This window comes from Blautia sp. SC05B48, from assembly GCF_005848555.1.
In the GTDB taxonomy this organism is placed as follows: Bacteria; Bacillota; Clostridia; order Lachnospirales; family Lachnospiraceae; genus Blautia_A.
Map to the genome: position 1 here is coordinate 2,703,530 of NZ_CP040518.1, position 16,037 is coordinate 2,719,566.

13 protein-coding genes are annotated in these 16,037 nt (G+C 46.0%); 10 read left to right on the plus strand and 3 right to left on the minus strand.

The window, feature by feature from the left end; translation table 11 throughout:
• Positions 1-123: 123 nt before the first annotated feature.
• From EYS05_RS12470 to rlmD, 8 genes are all read left to right on the plus strand, one after another.
• Entirely contained in the window at positions 124-1,863 is a 1,740-nt protein-coding gene (locus tag EYS05_RS12470) for a cache domain-containing sensor histidine kinase (protein ID WP_138277298.1), read from the plus strand.
• A complete protein-coding gene (locus tag EYS05_RS17725; protein WP_243119101.1) occupies positions 1,863-2,021 on the plus strand; it encodes a hypothetical protein in 159 nt (52 codons plus the stop codon). Before EYS05_RS12470 ends, EYS05_RS17725 begins: the two co-directional genes overlap by 1 nt.
• The gene (locus EYS05_RS12475) at positions 2,018-3,448 is read left to right on the plus strand and encodes a helix-turn-helix domain-containing protein (RefSeq protein WP_243119102.1); all 1,431 of its coding nucleotides are present in this window, start codon (positions 2,018-2,020) and stop codon (positions 3,446-3,448) included. The genes EYS05_RS17725 and EYS05_RS12475 overlap by 4 nt, the downstream gene beginning before the upstream one ends.
• A 15-nt stretch (positions 3,449-3,463) precedes the next feature.
• Positions 3,464-4,507, plus strand: a complete 1,044-nt coding sequence (locus EYS05_RS12480) for a LacI family DNA-binding transcriptional regulator (protein WP_015524413.1) — start codon at positions 3,464-3,466, stop codon at positions 4,505-4,507.
• Between the two features lie 748 nt (positions 4,508-5,255).
• The gene (gene iolG, locus EYS05_RS12485; protein WP_015524414.1) at positions 5,256-6,269 is read left to right on the plus strand and encodes an inositol 2-dehydrogenase; all 1,014 of its coding nucleotides are present in this window, start codon (positions 5,256-5,258) and stop codon (positions 6,267-6,269) included.
• A gap of 25 nt (positions 6,270-6,294) precedes the next feature.
• Positions 6,295-7,194, plus strand: coding sequence for a myo-inosose-2 dehydratase (gene iolE, locus EYS05_RS12490; RefSeq protein ID WP_110103011.1), 900 nt, complete (start codon positions 6,295-6,297; stop codon positions 7,192-7,194).
• A 157-nt stretch (positions 7,195-7,351) separates the two neighbouring features.
• Positions 7,352-8,197: a class II fructose-bisphosphate aldolase gene (locus EYS05_RS12495; RefSeq protein WP_110103010.1), complete on the plus strand. Its 846-nt coding sequence runs from the start codon at positions 7,352-7,354 to the stop codon at positions 8,195-8,197.
• Positions 8,198-8,299: 102 nt separating this feature from the next.
• Positions 8,300-9,472, plus strand: a complete 1,173-nt coding sequence (gene rlmD, locus EYS05_RS12500; protein ID WP_059085471.1) for a 23S rRNA (uracil(1939)-C(5))-methyltransferase RlmD — start codon at positions 8,300-8,302, stop codon at positions 9,470-9,472.
• Here rlmD and eutJ read toward each other — a convergent pair.
• Positions 9,469-10,293, minus strand: a complete 825-nt coding sequence (eutJ, locus tag EYS05_RS12505) for an ethanolamine utilization protein EutJ (protein ID WP_015524418.1) — start codon at positions 10,291-10,293, stop codon at positions 9,469-9,471. The two genes, rlmD and eutJ, sit on opposite strands and share 4 nt — an antisense overlap.
• Before the next feature lie 59 nt (positions 10,294-10,352).
• Positions 10,353-12,485: a glycogen debranching protein gene (locus tag EYS05_RS12510; protein WP_118368423.1), complete on the minus strand. Its 2,133-nt coding sequence runs from the start codon at positions 12,483-12,485 to the stop codon at positions 10,353-10,355.
• 214 nt (positions 12,486-12,699) lie between these two features.
• On the opposite strand from EYS05_RS12510, the gene EYS05_RS12515 reads away from it, so the two are divergent.
• Positions 12,700-13,881 carry an ATP-binding protein gene (locus tag EYS05_RS12515; RefSeq protein WP_110103008.1) on the plus strand — a complete coding sequence of 394 codons (1,182 nt, stop codon included), beginning with the start codon at positions 12,700-12,702 and terminating at the stop codon, positions 13,879-13,881.
• A gap of 20 nt (positions 13,882-13,901) precedes the next feature.
• Here EYS05_RS12515 and EYS05_RS12520 read toward each other — a convergent pair whose 3' ends face one another.
• Positions 13,902-14,270 carry a hypothetical protein gene (locus EYS05_RS12520; protein ID WP_015524421.1) on the minus strand — a complete coding sequence of 123 codons (369 nt, stop codon included), beginning with the start codon at positions 14,268-14,270 and terminating at the stop codon, positions 13,902-13,904.
• Between the two features lie 269 nt (positions 14,271-14,539).
• Here EYS05_RS12520 and pap point away from each other — a divergent pair, with 269 nt between their 5' ends.
• Entirely contained in the window at positions 14,540-16,012 is a 1,473-nt protein-coding gene (pap, locus tag EYS05_RS12525) for a polyphosphate:AMP phosphotransferase (protein WP_110103030.1), read from the plus strand.
• Positions 16,013-16,037 lie beyond the last annotated feature (25 nt).

Here is a 16,037-nt window from a genome sequence, read left to right on the forward strand (position 1 = left end):
TAAAACATATATTCAACCGCAAACAGGAAATCAGGCAGGGGTAGGATACTCCTGCTGTTTCCTGCGTTTATGGGCATATAGCATAGAGAGGCATATATCCGCTTTACAGAAGGGAGGAGTTCTATGTTAAAAAGTATCCGGGCAAAGATATTACTGGCGATCCTGACAGTAACCATGTTTACTGCCTGTTCTCTTACGGGGGTATTTTATTTTCGGGCAGCAGGGATGATCGAAGAAAATTATTCAGGTATCCTGTATGGACGGATGCAGCAAACTATAAAAGATCTGGACGAATCCCTGAAAGAGATTTATTATGTGAATACGAGAACTGCCTGGGATACAGATATACGGAATAATGCGAAGGAATACAGCTGTACAGGAAATGAAAACAGCCTGGAAAATATGGCTGGGCTTCTCCGGGAACACAGTCGGGAATATAAAGATATCAACTCCCTTTACTTTGTCTTTCCAGACAAAAAAATGGCTGTGACTTCTGAGGAATTTCCGGTAAACAAGCAGGGGATTTCAGGAGAACATATCGAGGAATTGGAAAAAATACAGGAACTGGATTCCTTTCCGGTTCTTGTGGAATCTCCGATCCATGAAGGCGGCAGCTTTCTTTCTGTGATCCAGAAGGTAGAGGATGATAACGGAGAGATTCTGGGGTATGTTGTCGCAGATATCAGGGAACGGGCAATTTATTACGAATATCTGGAAGCTGTCAATGATGAAAAGATCACCAGAATAGTTCTGGTAGACAGAAATGATGAAATCGTGACATCCGGAGACTACAGTGACATTGGAAAAACATTTCCGGAGATTACAGACCAGAATGCTCCCAAAATGGAAGGCTATGCAGAAAAAAACGGTGTGATCTCTTTTTTCAGCAGAGGTAGCTTTTCAGACTGCGGCTTATATCTGGAGGTACCGAAAAAAGAAGTTTTAAGCGGACTTTCCCGGATGCGGCTCTTTCTGATCGGAATATTTGGTGCAGTTTTTGTGGCAGCTGTGCTGCTGGCACTGTGGCTCTCCAGAGTAGTCTGCGGACCGCTCAGATCCATGACTGGCACGGTTGAGAAGGTTGGTGAGGGAGATCTGAGCCTCCGTACAGAAGTGACTACTGCTGATGAGATCGGAACCCTCGGAAAAGAATTCAACCACATGCTGGATTATATCGAAGCTCTGATCGCCCAGGTGATCGAAGAGGAACAGCAGAAAAAAGATGCAGAGCTGGAAGCACTGCAGTATCAGATCACACCGCATTTTATGTATAATACATTGAACTCCATCAAATTTGCGGCATTTCTGAAAGGGGAAAAAGAGCTGGCGGGGCTTATTGGAGATTTCGTGGAGCTTCTGCAGGCCAGTATCAACAAAAAGGGAAGCTTCCTTTCTGTTGCCGATGAGATCCATATACTGAAAAATTATATCCATCTGCAGGATTTTCGCTATCAGGGAAGCTTTCGGGTGAAATATGAGATCTCTGAGGAAGCATACCGGTGCTATATTCCAAGACTGATCCTTCAGCCGCTTGTGGAGAATGCTCTTCTTCACGGGATCGACATCAAACGGCAAACAGGAAAAATCTGGATCAGCGGAAACGTAAGTGAAGGAAAGCTGATCCTCATAGTAAAGGATAACGGCAGAGGAATGACAAAAGAGCAGATCCGAGATCTTTTTAACAGTCATGCAAAAAAAACAAACGGACTTTCCGCAGTGGGGATTCCAAATGTAAAAGAACGCCTGGAGCTTTATTACGGGACACAGGGAGGAATGGAATACGTAAGCAGTGGAAACGGTACAGAGGTCACGGTATTTCTGCCTGCGATCTATGATATGCCTGAAGAAGGGAGAAAAAATTAATGTACAGAACACTGGTGGCAGATGATGATTTTCTTGTAAGGAGCTATCTCAAAACCCTGGATTCCTGGGAAAAAGCAGGATATGAGATCGTGGATGATGCAGAAGACGGGAGGAAGCTTATGGATTCCTTCAGAAAGAAAAAATCGATGTTCTTGTGACGGATCTTACCATGCCTGTGATGGATGGAATTGAGCTGATCAGAAAAATCCGTGAGGAAAACAGGGATATCTATATTATCGTGCTCAGCTGTCATGATGATTTTGAATATGTAAAAGAGGCCATGCGTCTTGGGGCGGATGAATATGTATTAAAGAACAGTCTGGACGAGGATAGTCTTTATGATACTCTGGAAAAATCAGCCCGGCTGATCGAGAAGCGCAGAGAAAAAAGTCAGGAACAGGCACGGACGAGAAAGCTGATCCATCTGGGAAGTCACGCTCTGAAGTATTATTTTTTTAACGGACTGATCTCGGGAATGCTGAAAAATCAGGTACGTGAGGAAAAGCGTGTGGAAGCCGGAATCGCCGGGAAATATTTTAACAGTGCTGTGATCTGTATGTTTATGGAGAACTGGGCAGAGAGGGAAAGACAATGGACGCCGCTGGAAGTGGAACAGTATTCCCATCATTTCCGTCACAGACTGCTGGAACGTACGGAGGAGCTTCTTGGGACAGAAAGTGAATTTACGGAAGTGGTCTATCTTGGCGCAGGGATTTTTTGCTGTTTTCTTGATCTTTCCGGAGACTGCAGGACATCGGCTATGCAGCAGAGACTGACTGAGGCAGCAGCGATCTGCTATCGGCACTGTCAGGAGGATCTTTGTGATTTTGGTATCAGTGTCAGCAGTGTCTGCATGGGAGAGGATGGGATCCGCCAGGCTTATCAGCAGGCCAGAGAAATGATGAAGCTGCATTTTTATGAGAAAAAAGAGATCCTTTATTTTGAAGGACGGAAGAAAGCGGACAGTGTTTTACCGGAAAGTGCTGAGAAGCTGGAAGGGCAGATTTCCAGGTTGAAGGCAGGGAAAGACCGAAAGAAAGCGGAGGAGCTTTGGACACAGGTTCTCGCTGACTGTCAGGATCGCTATACCGACGGAAGAATTTTGGTACAGTGGCTTAAGAAATTGAATCAGACAGCCGGAATTGAGAAAGAGTCCATCTGGTATGGAGATATCGAAAGCTTTGAGAAATTCAGGGAAAAGGGCAGTGCCTGTATTTCACAGCTTTTTGTAGGGGAAGAGGATGCTGTTCCGGAGGGAATCTCTGCTGCTGTGAAAAAAGCTCTGGAGTTTATCCGGGAACATTATGAAGCGCCGATCAGCCTTCAGGATGCAGCAGATGCGGCGGAGGTGAATCCTGCTTATCTCAGTTATCTTTTCAAACAGGAGATGAAGATCGGTTTTTCCAATTATGTGCAGGAGCTTCGGATCGACTATGCAAAGAAGCTTCTTTCAGAGACGAACTGTAAAGTTAAGGATGTGGCGTTGCGTTCCGGTTTTGGAGATTATCATTATTTTTCCAAGATATTTAAGAAGTTTACGGGCTTAAGTCCTGCGGAATACAGAAAAGAATCCGGATTATCATAGAAAGAGGTGCTTAGTATGGGAGTTACTATAAGGCAGATCGCGGAAGCTGCCGGTGTTTCCAGAGGTACTGTTGACAGAGCGTTAAATAACAGGGGCAGGATCCGTCCGGAGGTTGCTGAGAGGATCCGTGCCATCGCTGATGAGATGGGGTATAAGCCGAATCAACTGGGCCGTGCTCTATCCATGAGCAGAAATAATATTAAGATCGGCGTGATCCTGCAGGGTGCGGAAACACCTTTTATGAAAGAAGTTCTGAAGGGAATCCAGGAGGCGTGCGCTGAGGTGGATAATCTTGGTGGTACAGTCCTGGTCCATAAGATCGAGCATCAGAATGCGGAGGATGTTATTCTCGCCATGGAGAAGATGCGGATGGAAGAGGTTAGTGGTATTGCCATGGTTCCTTTGGATGAGGAACGTGTGAAAAGGGAAATTGATCGGTTTGTGGAGGAATTTCGGATCCCGGTGGTGACGTTTACTTCGGATGTGGAGGATACGAAACGGCTTTGCTTTGTAGGGCAGAACGGTGTGCAGTGTGGCCGTGCGGCTGCGGGGCTTATGGGGGAGCTGACCGGTGGAAAAGGAAAGGTTGCTGTGATTTCCGGCTATAGTACCAATACTTCTCTGAGTAGCAGGGTGGTTGGATTCCGTGAGGAAATTGCGCGGAAGTATCCTGGGATTGAGATCATTGGGCCGGAGTATTGCTTTGAGGAGAATGGCAGGGCCAGGGAAATTACGGAAGGGATATTTAAGGATGTTCCGGATCTTGACGGGATATATCTTACTTCTCATGGGGAGGAGGGGGTGTGTGAGGCAATTGCCGGAGCGGGGAAAGCTGGTCAGGTGAAGATGGTTGCCAATGATTTTATGGGGCGGAATTATGAGCTGATGAGGGAAGGATTTATTCATTTCCTGATCGGGCAGGATGCCAGGATACAGGGGTATGAGCCGGTGATGATTTTGTTCCGGCTGCTGTTTAATGGGGAAGCGCCGGAGAGGGCGAAGATTTTTACGGAAATATATATAAGGAATGAGTATACGATTCCGGAGGGGAGACACTGAAGTGGGGTGTCTCCTTTTTTTTGTGCGGAGGGACGCCGCGGAAGGGGATGCTGTCTGGTCTGCGGCTTCGTCGGGGGCTGGCTTCTAGGACGCCGGAAATCTGCTAAAAGCGTTTTTCAAAAGTCCGAACTCGCGGCCTGTTGCCGCTCAGACAGCGGACTTTTGAAAAACAACGCAGATTCCCGCCGTCCAAGAATCAGCTCCCCTCCTGCAGAAGCAGAGCCAGACAGCATCCCCTTCCGCGGCTGGTGCTTCCAGCGAGAAAAAATGTCGTTTGACGATAGGTTGTGGGTCGTCAGCGCTGCGCTGGACGACTGCAAGGGCTGAGTTTGCGTCTGTTTGCCGGGAGAGTTGTGGGCATCGGCGCTGCGCTGGATGCTGGAAGGGGTGTGGCATCGGCGCTGTGCTGGATGTTTGAGGGGATGTGAGCTGTGATGCTGTGCTGGATGCTTGAAGGGATGTGAGTTGTGATGCTGTGCTGGATGTTTGGAGGGGGTGGTGTGTGGGATGATTAGGGTGATTGTATGGGAATGTGTTGGAGATATTTTCGGTGAAGTTGACCTAAAAATATTACATATTGTGGCTAAAAATAGTTCTCGTCATTTTTAATAGAAAAAAGATGGTAATATTGTACAATATTAGGGGTTGCGATTTGTGTGTTGCGATGATATTATATTAAGCATAAAGAGCGTGTTCGGACACGCAAGGAGATTACATTGGGAAAATAAATCAAAAGGAGATCAAAACTATGATTAAAGTTGGTATTATCGGAGCAGGTAGAATTGGTAGAGTTCATATTACCAGTATCACAACAAGGGTGCCGGATGCGGTGATCAAGACGGTTGCAGATCCTTTCTTAAATGATGAGACTGCTGCATGGGCTAAGAGCATGGGTGTTGAGCACACGACTAAGGATTATAAGGAAATCATCAATGATCCTGAGATTTCCGCAGTTCTGATCTGTTCTTCTACAGATACTCATTCTCCGATTTCTGTAGAGGCTATCAAGGCTGGCAAGCATGTTTTCTGTGAGAAACCGATCGATCATGACATTGCCAAGATCAAAGAGGTTATCGATGCTCTTGAGGGCACAAATCTGAAATATCAGGTTGGTTTTAACAGAAGATTCGACCATAACTTTGAGTCTCTTCAGCAGGCTGTTGCAGCTGGTAAGGTTGGTAAACCGGAGATCATCAAGATCACTTCCCGCGATCCTGAGCCGCCTAGCATTGATTATGTTAAGGTTTCCGGTGGCATGTTCCTGGATATGACAATTCATGATTTCGATATGGTTCGTTATCTTGCAGGCTGCGATGCTACAGAGGTTTATGTTCAGAGCGCAAATCTGGTTGATCCGGCTATTGGTGAGGCTGGGGATGTTGATACAGCTGTTATCACTCTTCAGATGGAGAATGGTGCTATTGCTGTTATCGATAACTGCAGAAGAGCTTCCTATGGCTATGATCAGAGAGCTGAGGTTTTCGGTTCTGATGGTATGGCTGCTATTTCCAATGACAGCCAGTCTTCCACAGTGATCAGCAATGCTGAGGGTGTTACAGGCGAGAAGCCGATGTTCTTCTTCCTTGAGAGATACATGGACGCTTATGGTAAAGAGGTTGCAGCATTTATTGATGCGATCGTTAATGACAAAGAAACACCTCTTAATGTTTATGATGGTCTGAAGCCGGTATTAATGGGTCTTGCAGCTAAGAAATCCAGCGAGGAGCACAGACCGGTTAAGATTTCTGAGATTATGGAATAATTCAAATAAAAAGGAGAATTGACCAATGTTTGATAAGAATAAAGTAAAGCTTGGTATTGCACCAATTGCATGGACAAATGATGATATGCCGGATCTTGGCAAAGAGAATACTTTTGAGCAGTGCGTCAGTGAGATGGCTCTTGCCGGTTTCACAGGCTCCGAGGTGGGTAACAAGTATCCGAAGGATCCTGAGGTTCTTAAGAAGGCTCTTGAGCTTCGTGGTGTTGAGATCTGTAACCAGTGGTTCTCAAGCTTCCTGATCACCAAACCGTTTGAGGAGGTTGAGAAGGAGTTCCGTGCACAGCTTGCTTTCCTGAAAGCTATGGGTGCGAAAGTGATCGGCGCATCTGAGCAGAGCCACAGTGTTCAGGGCCAGATGGATACTCCGATTTTCGGACATAAATATGAGATGAATGACGAAGAGTGGGATACCTTCTGCACAGGTATGAACAAGCTTGGTAAGATCGCAAAAGAGGAGTATGATATTGCTCTTACTTTCCATCATCATATGGGTACTGTTGTACAGAGCCTTGCTGAGGTTGACCGTATGATGGAGAATACAGATCCTGAATATGTAAGTCTTCTTTTTGATACCGGTCACTTTACATACTGTGGAGAGGATCCTCTTGAGGTTGTAAAGAAATATGTTCACAGGATCAGACATGTTCATCTGAAGGATATCCGTCCGGAAGTTGTTGAGCAGGTTAAGAAAGAAAACATGAGCTTCCTTGCAGGCGTAAGAGCCGGTGCCTTCACGATTCCGGGAGATGGATGCATCAACTATGATCCAATCTTCAAGGTTCTCGAGGATGCAGGCTACGAGGGATATATGGTTGTTGAGGCTGAGCAGGATCCGGCTAAGGCTAATCCGCTTGAGTATGCGATCCGTGCAAGAAAATTCATTGCTGAGAAGACAGGCTTATAATTACGACAGGGAAATAGGTGCATGCTGATGTACAGTTAAGCGGAATAAAGATGTCCGCTTTGCATAGAAAAAGCGGTATCAGCCAGTAGTGCTTTGACACCGCTTTTTTCTGTAAGATGCAAACAGTGTACGATAAACAGGACAGGAGGGCCAAATCATGGCACTTGTGAAAATGAAAGATCTGCTGAGACGTGCCGAAGAGAAAAATATTGGCTGCGGTGCTTTCAGTGTTGGTAATATGGAAATGGTAAGAGGTGCGATCCGCGCAGCAGAAGAACTGGATACTCCGATCATCCTTCAGATCGCGGAGGTGCGTTTGAAAAATTCTCCGCTTCACCTGATGGGACCGATGATGGTACAGGCTGCAAAGGAGGCTAAGGTGGATGTGGCTGTCCATCTGGATCATGGTCTTACTTTTGAGTCGGTTGACAAGGCTCTGGAGCTTGGCTTTACATCGGTTATGCTGGATGCTTCTACGCTTCCTTTTGAAGAAAACATCGCCAGAGTAAAGGCCGTTGTGGAGAAAGCACGTAAATACGGCGCTACAGTTGAGGCTGAGCTGGGACTTGTGGGCGGAAGTGAGGATGGAAGTTGTGACCACGGTATCCGCTGCACAGATCCGGATGATGCGGTCGTTTACGCAAGAGAGACAGGTATTGATGCGCTTGCAGTTGCCATCGGGAATGCCCATGGTAATTATCCGGTAGCGCCGACGCTTGCTTTTGATGTATTGGAGAAGATCCATGAGAAAGTGGATATTCCGCTGGTTCTTCATGGCGGCAGTGGCATCACCGATAAAGATTTCCAGAAGGCGATCTCTCTTGGCATCCGTAAGGTGAATATTGCCACAGCAAGCTTTAACAGCCTGACAGCTCATGTGGAGAAATATATGGAATCAACAGACAAGCATAATTTCTTTGACCTCAATGAGGCTATGGCCCAGGGTACTTACGAGAATGTGAAGAAACATATTCTTGTATTTAATGAGCCATATCAGGAGTAGGCCAAGGATTTTCTTGTAAAAAAAGAAAAGGTCTGATAAGATGTTCTCAGTGAAAATAACTGGGAACATCTTTTTTGTGCCCATAAAAGAGGAGAGATAAAAATGGAACAGAAAGAGACTGTCTGTTCAGTTGCGAAGAAATGCGGCGGTTGCCGTTATCAGGGTGTATCCTACCAGGAGCAGCTTCGCAGGAAACAGAGAATTACAGAAGGCCTTCTGAAAAAATTCGGAAAAGTAGAGCCGATCATTGGAATGGAAGATCCCTATTATTACAGAAACAAAGTTCATGCAGCTTTTGGCCGTGACCGGAAGGGAAACGTAATTTCCGGGATTTATGAGGAGAAGAGTCATAGGATCGTTTCCGTAGATGACTGTATGATCGAAGATAAAAAAAGTCAGGAAATCATCCGTACCATACGTGGTATGCTGAAATCCTTTAAGATCAAGACCTATGATGAGGATACAGGATATGGACTTCTCCGCCATGTGCTTGTGCGGAGAGGCTTTTCCACAGGAGAGATCATGGTGGTATTAGTTACGGTTTCTCCAATATTTCCATCTAAGAATAACTTTGTAAAAGCTCTCCGTAAAGAGCATCCGGAGATCACTACGGTGGTTCTCAATGTCAATGACAGACAGACAAGCATGGTACTTGGAGACCGCAATATCGTACTTTACGGACCGGGATTCATCAAAGATCGACTTATGGGACTGACCTTCCGTATTTCTCCATCTTCTTTTTATCAGGTAAATCCTGTGCAGACAGAAGTACTTTACGGAAAGGCTATGGAGTTTGCGGCAATGACAGGAAAAGAGAGGGTGATCGATGCTTACTGTGGCACAGGTACTATCGGGATCATCGCTTCCGGGAATGCCAGGGATGTCATTGGTGTAGAACTGAACCGTGATGCTATCCGTGATGCCAGAATGAATGCCAGGGAAAACAAGATCCGTAATGTTCGTTTTGTTCCGGGAGATGCAGGATGGTTTATGGAAGGAATGGCAGCAGAGGGAGAGAAGGTGGAGGTTGTTCTCATGGATCCGCCACGTTCCGGAAGTGACCGTAAATTCCTTCACTCCCTTTTGACTCTTTCACCGGAAAAAATTGTTTATGTATCCTGCAACCCGGAAACCCTGGCAAGAGATCTTGCCTGCCTTACTAAGAGAGATTACCTGGTAAAGAAGATGCAGCCGGTTGATATGTTCCCGCTCACCGATTCAGTGGAGGTTGTTTGCCTTCTGGAGAATCGTAGGACCAGACCGGGAAGAGCTTAGATTTTTGGCAGCTCACAGTGATATGCGATGCCAAGGGGCGTAACAAGAAGCGGATGGACCGGACGGTATACCGGAAGCTTCAGCCTCTTTTCAAAAACGGTAGTAAATTCCTTAAACATGGAAGAACCGCCAACTACATAAACAGCCGGAACCTGATAGCCCTTTAGAAATTTCTCGGTGATCACAGCCATTTTTTCTACAGTGGCCTTGATCACAGGGAAAATTTCGTCTTCTTTTTCCGGAGTAGTTTTCAATACTTCGGCTTCCTCATAAGGGATCTTATAGTGACCGGCGACTGTCATGGTCATATGGCTGCCGCCAGTAGCCTCATCATCGGTGTAGATAACTTTTCCGTCTTTCAGGATGCTGATACCGGTTGTGCCGCCACCCACATCCACAACAGCACCGTCTGTGATCTTAAGGACAGCAGCTGCGGCAGTAGGCTCGTCCACGATATTTGTAACCTCGAAACCGGCACCCTCCAGAACATAGCCGATGCTTTTGACACTGCCTTCAGAAACTCCCGGAGGGATGGCAGCAGCACCGTAAGTAAGTTCTGTGCCAAGCCTTTCCTCCAGCTCATTTTTAAGCTTTGTCACAAGCTGGACAGATTCATAGTAATTGACGATCACTCCATCCTGAATCGCATGGGATGGTGCGGAAATTCCGGCTATGGGACGGTTATTCCGGTCGACAACGGCAAGAACGGTATTGGCAGTACCAAGGTCTATGCCTGTCTTCAGACGACCGCGGAATTTTTTACATTCACCTGTTTCTACAAGTTCTGCAAAATTGGACAAAGTTCTGTTTTTTAATTCCATTCAAAATACTCCATTTCTTTCAGACAGGGACAAAAAGAATTTTGCCCCTGATATAAATTCTAATAATTGCGGCCGGTAAAGATGGCAACGGATCTGGGCCGCATGCAGAAATCGTGTTCAATGCGTGGCTCCTGGCCTTTTTCGTAGAAATAACGGCCATTTCCGTCACCGAACGTGTTGACACAGAGATACCATGCACCGGGACGGGCAAGCTCCGGAAGTGTGACCGTTACGTCCTCCCAGTATGCGTTGATCACAATGTAGATCAGGTCATCAGTGCCTTTGCTCTTATCATAGCCTGCAAAGCTTACAGCGAAGGTGTGGGCATCTCTTGGAATGGTCACATCCCTTGCGTCAATGTTATGAGTGTGGATATTTTCCATACCGCATACTGCGTTGGGAAGCTTCCGGGAGATAACAGGGTGGTCTTTACGGAACCGGATCATAAATTTGAAAAATTCAAAAAGATCGTGATTTTTCTCCAGAAGCTTCCAGTTGATCCATGAGGTTTCGTTATCCTGACAGTAGGTATTGTTATTTCCGTGTTTTGTGTTTCCGAATTCATCACCTGCAAGGAACATCGGGGTTCCGCGGCTGGACATCAGTACAGCACAGGCATTTCGTATCATGCGGAAGCGGAGGGAGAGCACTTCGGGGTTGGTGGAATCGCCCTCTTCTCCACAGTTCCAGCTGCGGTTATCGTTGGAACCGTCGGTGTTATTCCAGCCGTTTGCTTCGTTGTGTTTTTCATTGTAGGAATAAAGATCATACATGGTGAAGCCATCGTGGCAGGTAAGGAAATTGACACAGGAATTGTATCCTGCATAATTGTCATTATGATCAGAATAAAAGCCTCCGTACAGATCACCGGAACCGGAAATACTCCATGCAGCGTCCCAGGCATTCCAGAAATCTCCCTTCAGGAAGGAACGGAGGCAGTCACGGTAACGGCCATTCCATTCAGCCCATCTGCGGCTGGCAGGGAAAGAACCAACCTGATACAGCCCGCCGGCATCCCAGGCTTCTGCGATCAGTTTGACATTTCTAAGGACCGGATCGTAAGCGAGAAGCTCCAGAAGGGGCGGATTGTTAAGTGGAGAACCGTCCTCATGGCGTCCGAGAATGCTGGCAAGATCGAAGCGGAAGCCGTCCACACGGTAGTTGATGGTCCAGTAACGTAAGCATTCAAGGATCATCTGACGTACAATGGGATGGTTACAGTTCAGAGTATTTCCACATCCGCTGAAATTGTAGTAATTTCCCTCTGGAGTCAGCATATAATAAACCTTATTGTCAAAGCCCTTAAAGCAGAAGGTTTTTCCCAGCTCGTTTCCTTCGGCGGTATGATTGAATACAACATCAAGAATTACTTCGATGCCATTTTCGTGGAGCTCACGGATCAGCTCTTTCAGCTCAGTTCCCTCACAGTTATGCTCCGGCTTGGAAGCGTAGCTGGTGTTTGGAGAAAAGAAGTTGACAGAATTGTATCCCCAGTATTCCAGAAGCCGTTTGCCATTTACAGTACGGGCATTCATATTCTCGTCGAACTCGAAGATCGGCATCAGCTCTACGGCGTTGATCCCCAGTTCCTTGAGATAAGGGATCTTTTCACGAAGACCGGCAAAGGTTCCCGGGTGCATAACACCGGAAGAAGAATCCTGTGTAAAGCCGCGGACGTGAAGCTCATAGATGATCAGGTCACTGATCTTACGGGTGGACTGCGGCATGTCTTCCCAGTCAAAGGAATCACGTACCACACGGGCATGATAGCTTCCGATCTTTTGCTGGCCCCATTCACGCTGACCGGCAACGGCTTTGGCATAAGGATCAAGAAGAACCTTTGTCTTATCGAAGATGTGACCCTTTTCCGGTTCGTAAGGACCGTCAATGCGGTAGCCGTACTCCAGATCTTCGATGTCCAGTCCCATGACGATCATGGAGTAGACATCACCGATACGACAGGCATTGGGAAAAGGAAGGACTGCGAAGGGTTCCTCTTCTCCGTAGTGGAAAAGAAGAAGCTCGCAGGATGTACCGTGGCGGGTATGTGCGGTAAAGTTGACTCCGTTGGAAAGAGGAGTAGCGCCATTTAATTCAAAAAACCCGGGACGTACAGGAAATCCCGCAATAATATCTGTGGGCCGGGATGTCAGTGTATTCTCAGAGAGCATAGTCTGATTCTGTGTTTTCATTTCCGGTATCCTCCTTGGTGAAAATTTTTTTACAAACAAAAATATTATAACTGATTTTCAGAAAAAAGTACAGGCTGGGTTGTTGAGAACAAAGTGAACAGCAGCATTCCAATAACGCGGGAACCTTCGGGAAAATCTTCTTGAGGTTTTTGACGGGAAGGCTTACAATATGAACCAGAAACTTTGAAAATGTAAGGAAAGGAATAATAGCAGTATGAATGAAGAAACACTGGAGATTTCTTTTGACCAGATAGAGAAAGAACGGGGGAAATATCTTCTGATAGATACCCGTGATAAAGTAACTGTAGAATATGGAATGATCCCGGGAGCAATCTCTGTTCCGGAACAGGAACTGGAAGAGCGGGCAGAAGAACTGAAGGGGGATAAGATACCGGTCCTTTACTGTACAAGAGGGCTTTTCAGCCAGGAGGGTGCAGAGATGCTCCGGGAAAAAGGAATTCCCGCACTGAGCCTGAAAGGTGGATATACAGGATGGCTTTTTCAGCAGATGCAGAAAGAATCCGGTAAAGAGAACAGTGAAGAAGAGGAAAATGATGCAATGGAACAGCGGCGGAAGGATATCGAGCTGAGTATCCGCAAAAAGTTCCATAAGCAGCTGTTTTCCAGATTTGCCAGGGGAATCAACGATTATGAGCTGGTGAAGCCGGGAGATAAGATAGCAGTCTGTATTTCCGGTGGTAAGGACTCTATGTTGATGGCCAAACTGTTCCAGGAACTGAAGCGTCATAACAAGTTTCCCTTTGAACTGGTGTTTCTTGTGATGGATCCGGGATATAATGAGGCAAACCGTGCGGTGATCGAGCACAATGCCAGGCTTCTCGGGATTCCGATCACAGTGTTTGAGACTGAGATCTTCGATGCGGTTTATAATATAGAAAAATCCCCATGCTATCTCTGTGCCCGTATGAGAAGGGGCTATCTTTACAGCAAGGCAAAGGAGCTTGGCTGCAACAAGATCGCTCTTGGACATCACTATGATGATGTGATCGAGACGATCCTGATGGGAATGCTTTACGGAGCGCAGGTACAGACTATGATGCCGAAGCTCCATAGTACAAATTTTGAGGGAATGCAGCTGATCCGTCCTATGTATCTGATCCGGGAGGCAGATATCAAACACTGGAGAGATTATAATGACCTTCATTTTATCCAGTGTGCATGTAAATTTACCGATACCTGTACTACCTGCCGTACAGATGGTACCAGTGTTTCCAAGAGAATGGAGATCAAGAATCTGATCGCAGAACTTAAGAAGGTAAATCCACATGTAGAAAGTAATATTTTCCGAAGTGTGGAAAATGTTAATCTTCATACAGTTATCGCATACAAAAAAGATGGAGTGAAACATTCTTTTCTGGAAGGGTATGAGGACTGACAGATATAAATAAAAGCTGCTCAGGCGTTAGCCCGGGCAGCTTTTACTTTTTCCCGCTGTTTGGTAAGATCATAATATTCATCAGAGATGATCCCGCGACTGGAAAGTGCTTCGTAGGTTTTCTGCTGTGCGGGGGTCATCTTCATTCCGATTGTGGAATTGACATCGGTCAGTACGCAGCTTGTTTTTTCTACCAGCCAGAAAAGTGCGGAATCATCATCGGGGATCATTTTCCAGATTTCGTTTTCTGTATATGGAAGAAGGGACATGAGAGTTTTTAAGTGTCCATCCTGGATCAGACGGTAATCCCCGTCCGGCATGATGATGCCATCGCCATAGAGTTCTTTTTTCTGTTCCATTTTCTGCAGAAGTTTTTCTGTGAGTTTCATGATCGGCTCCTTGATCTTTATTATTTCAACAGTTTTCAGGCACTGCTTTTTTATGAAGTTAAAAAAATAACAATCAGCGTCTATTGTATGAAGCGGCGACAAAAATGTCAAGAGGTTAAAAAGATTTTCGATGCTTATGAATGATTTTTGTTGTGCAATTTGTTTGCTTTTGTGAGGCTAAAGGTTAAAATTATGTAAAAATTATCGTAAAATAAGATCTTCTGTGGTATAATATGAATATTCAAAAAATTCAAGGAAGGACGATGCAGATGTTGAAAAACTGGAACCCGGAACAGATTCCGGAAAAAGAGGATATCAAAGTGCGTTTAAGTGCTGCAAGAACCAGATTATATGAATTGCAGATGGCTCTGAAAGAGCATAAGATTCCGGTGATCGTGCTGTTTGAAGGCTGGGGAGCTTCCGGAAAAGGAAGTACCATAAGTAAGGTGATCAAGAATATCGATCCTCGTTTCTTCAAAGTTGCGACTATGTCAGCACCTACAGAGGAAGAACTTCGGAAACCATTTCTTTACCGATATTTCAGGGAAATCCCGGAAGCGGGCAAGTTTACATTCCTGGATTCAGGATGGATGGATCAGACCTGTCGTGAACGTATGGATAAAAAGCTGAAGGGTGACAATTATTCAAAACGGATTGACAGTATCCGGAGATTTGAACGTCAGCTGACGGATAATGGATATGTACTCCTGAAATTTTTTATACAGATCGACCGGAAAGAACAGGAAAAACGTATGGGCATCCTTCTGGAAAGCAAGGATACCAGATGGAGAGTCAATGAATATGATCTCTGGCAGAATGATCATTATAAGAAGTGCAGAAAGATTTTCGACCAGTATATGCAGGATACCAATACATCTGCGGCTCCATGGTATATTGTCGATGCCGGTGACCGGAAGTGGGCAGAACTGCAGGTACTGGAAACCATGATCAGCAATATAGAGGTTGCCATGGAAAACAGCAAACATGCAGTGCCGATCCTGCAGAATGTTTTTCCTCTGGTGGAGATGCCCAGATTAAGCGAGATTCCTCTGGATGGAAAAGAAGTGGGGGATGAAGAGTACAAGGCTGAGCTTAAGGAACTGCAGGCAAAGCTTGGAAGCCTGCATAACCGTCTTTACCGAAAAAGAGTGCCTGTGATCATCACCTATGAAGGCTGGGATGCTGCCGGAAAGGGAGGAAATATCAAGAGGATCACGGAGGCTCTTGATCCCCGTGGATTTGAGGTATATCCTATCGCAAGTCCGGAGCCTCATGAAAAAGCCCGTCATTATCTGTGGCGTTTCTGGACAAGGCTTCCCAAGGATGGTCACATTGCCATCTTTGACCGGACGTGGTACGGAAGAGTGATGGTAGAACGTCTGGAGGGCTTCTGCAGCGAGAATGACTGGAGACGTGCCTACAATGAGATCAATGAATTTGAGAAGGAGCTTTCTGACTGGGGCGCTGTGATCGTGAAATTCTGGGTCCACATTGATAAGGACACCCAGCTTGCCAGGTTCAACGACCGCCAGAGCAATCCGGAAAAACAGTGGAAGATCACGGATGAGGACTGGAGAAACCGTGAAAAATGGGATCAGTATGAAACAGCAGTAGATGAGATGCTTCAGAAAACCAGTACTGCTTATGCACCATGGCACATTCTGGAATCCGTAGATAAGAAATATGCAAGGCTGAAGGCGCTTCGGATCGTGATCGAAGAAATTGAGAAAGCGCTGAAATAAGAGATAAAAGCTGCGGCAGGATAAC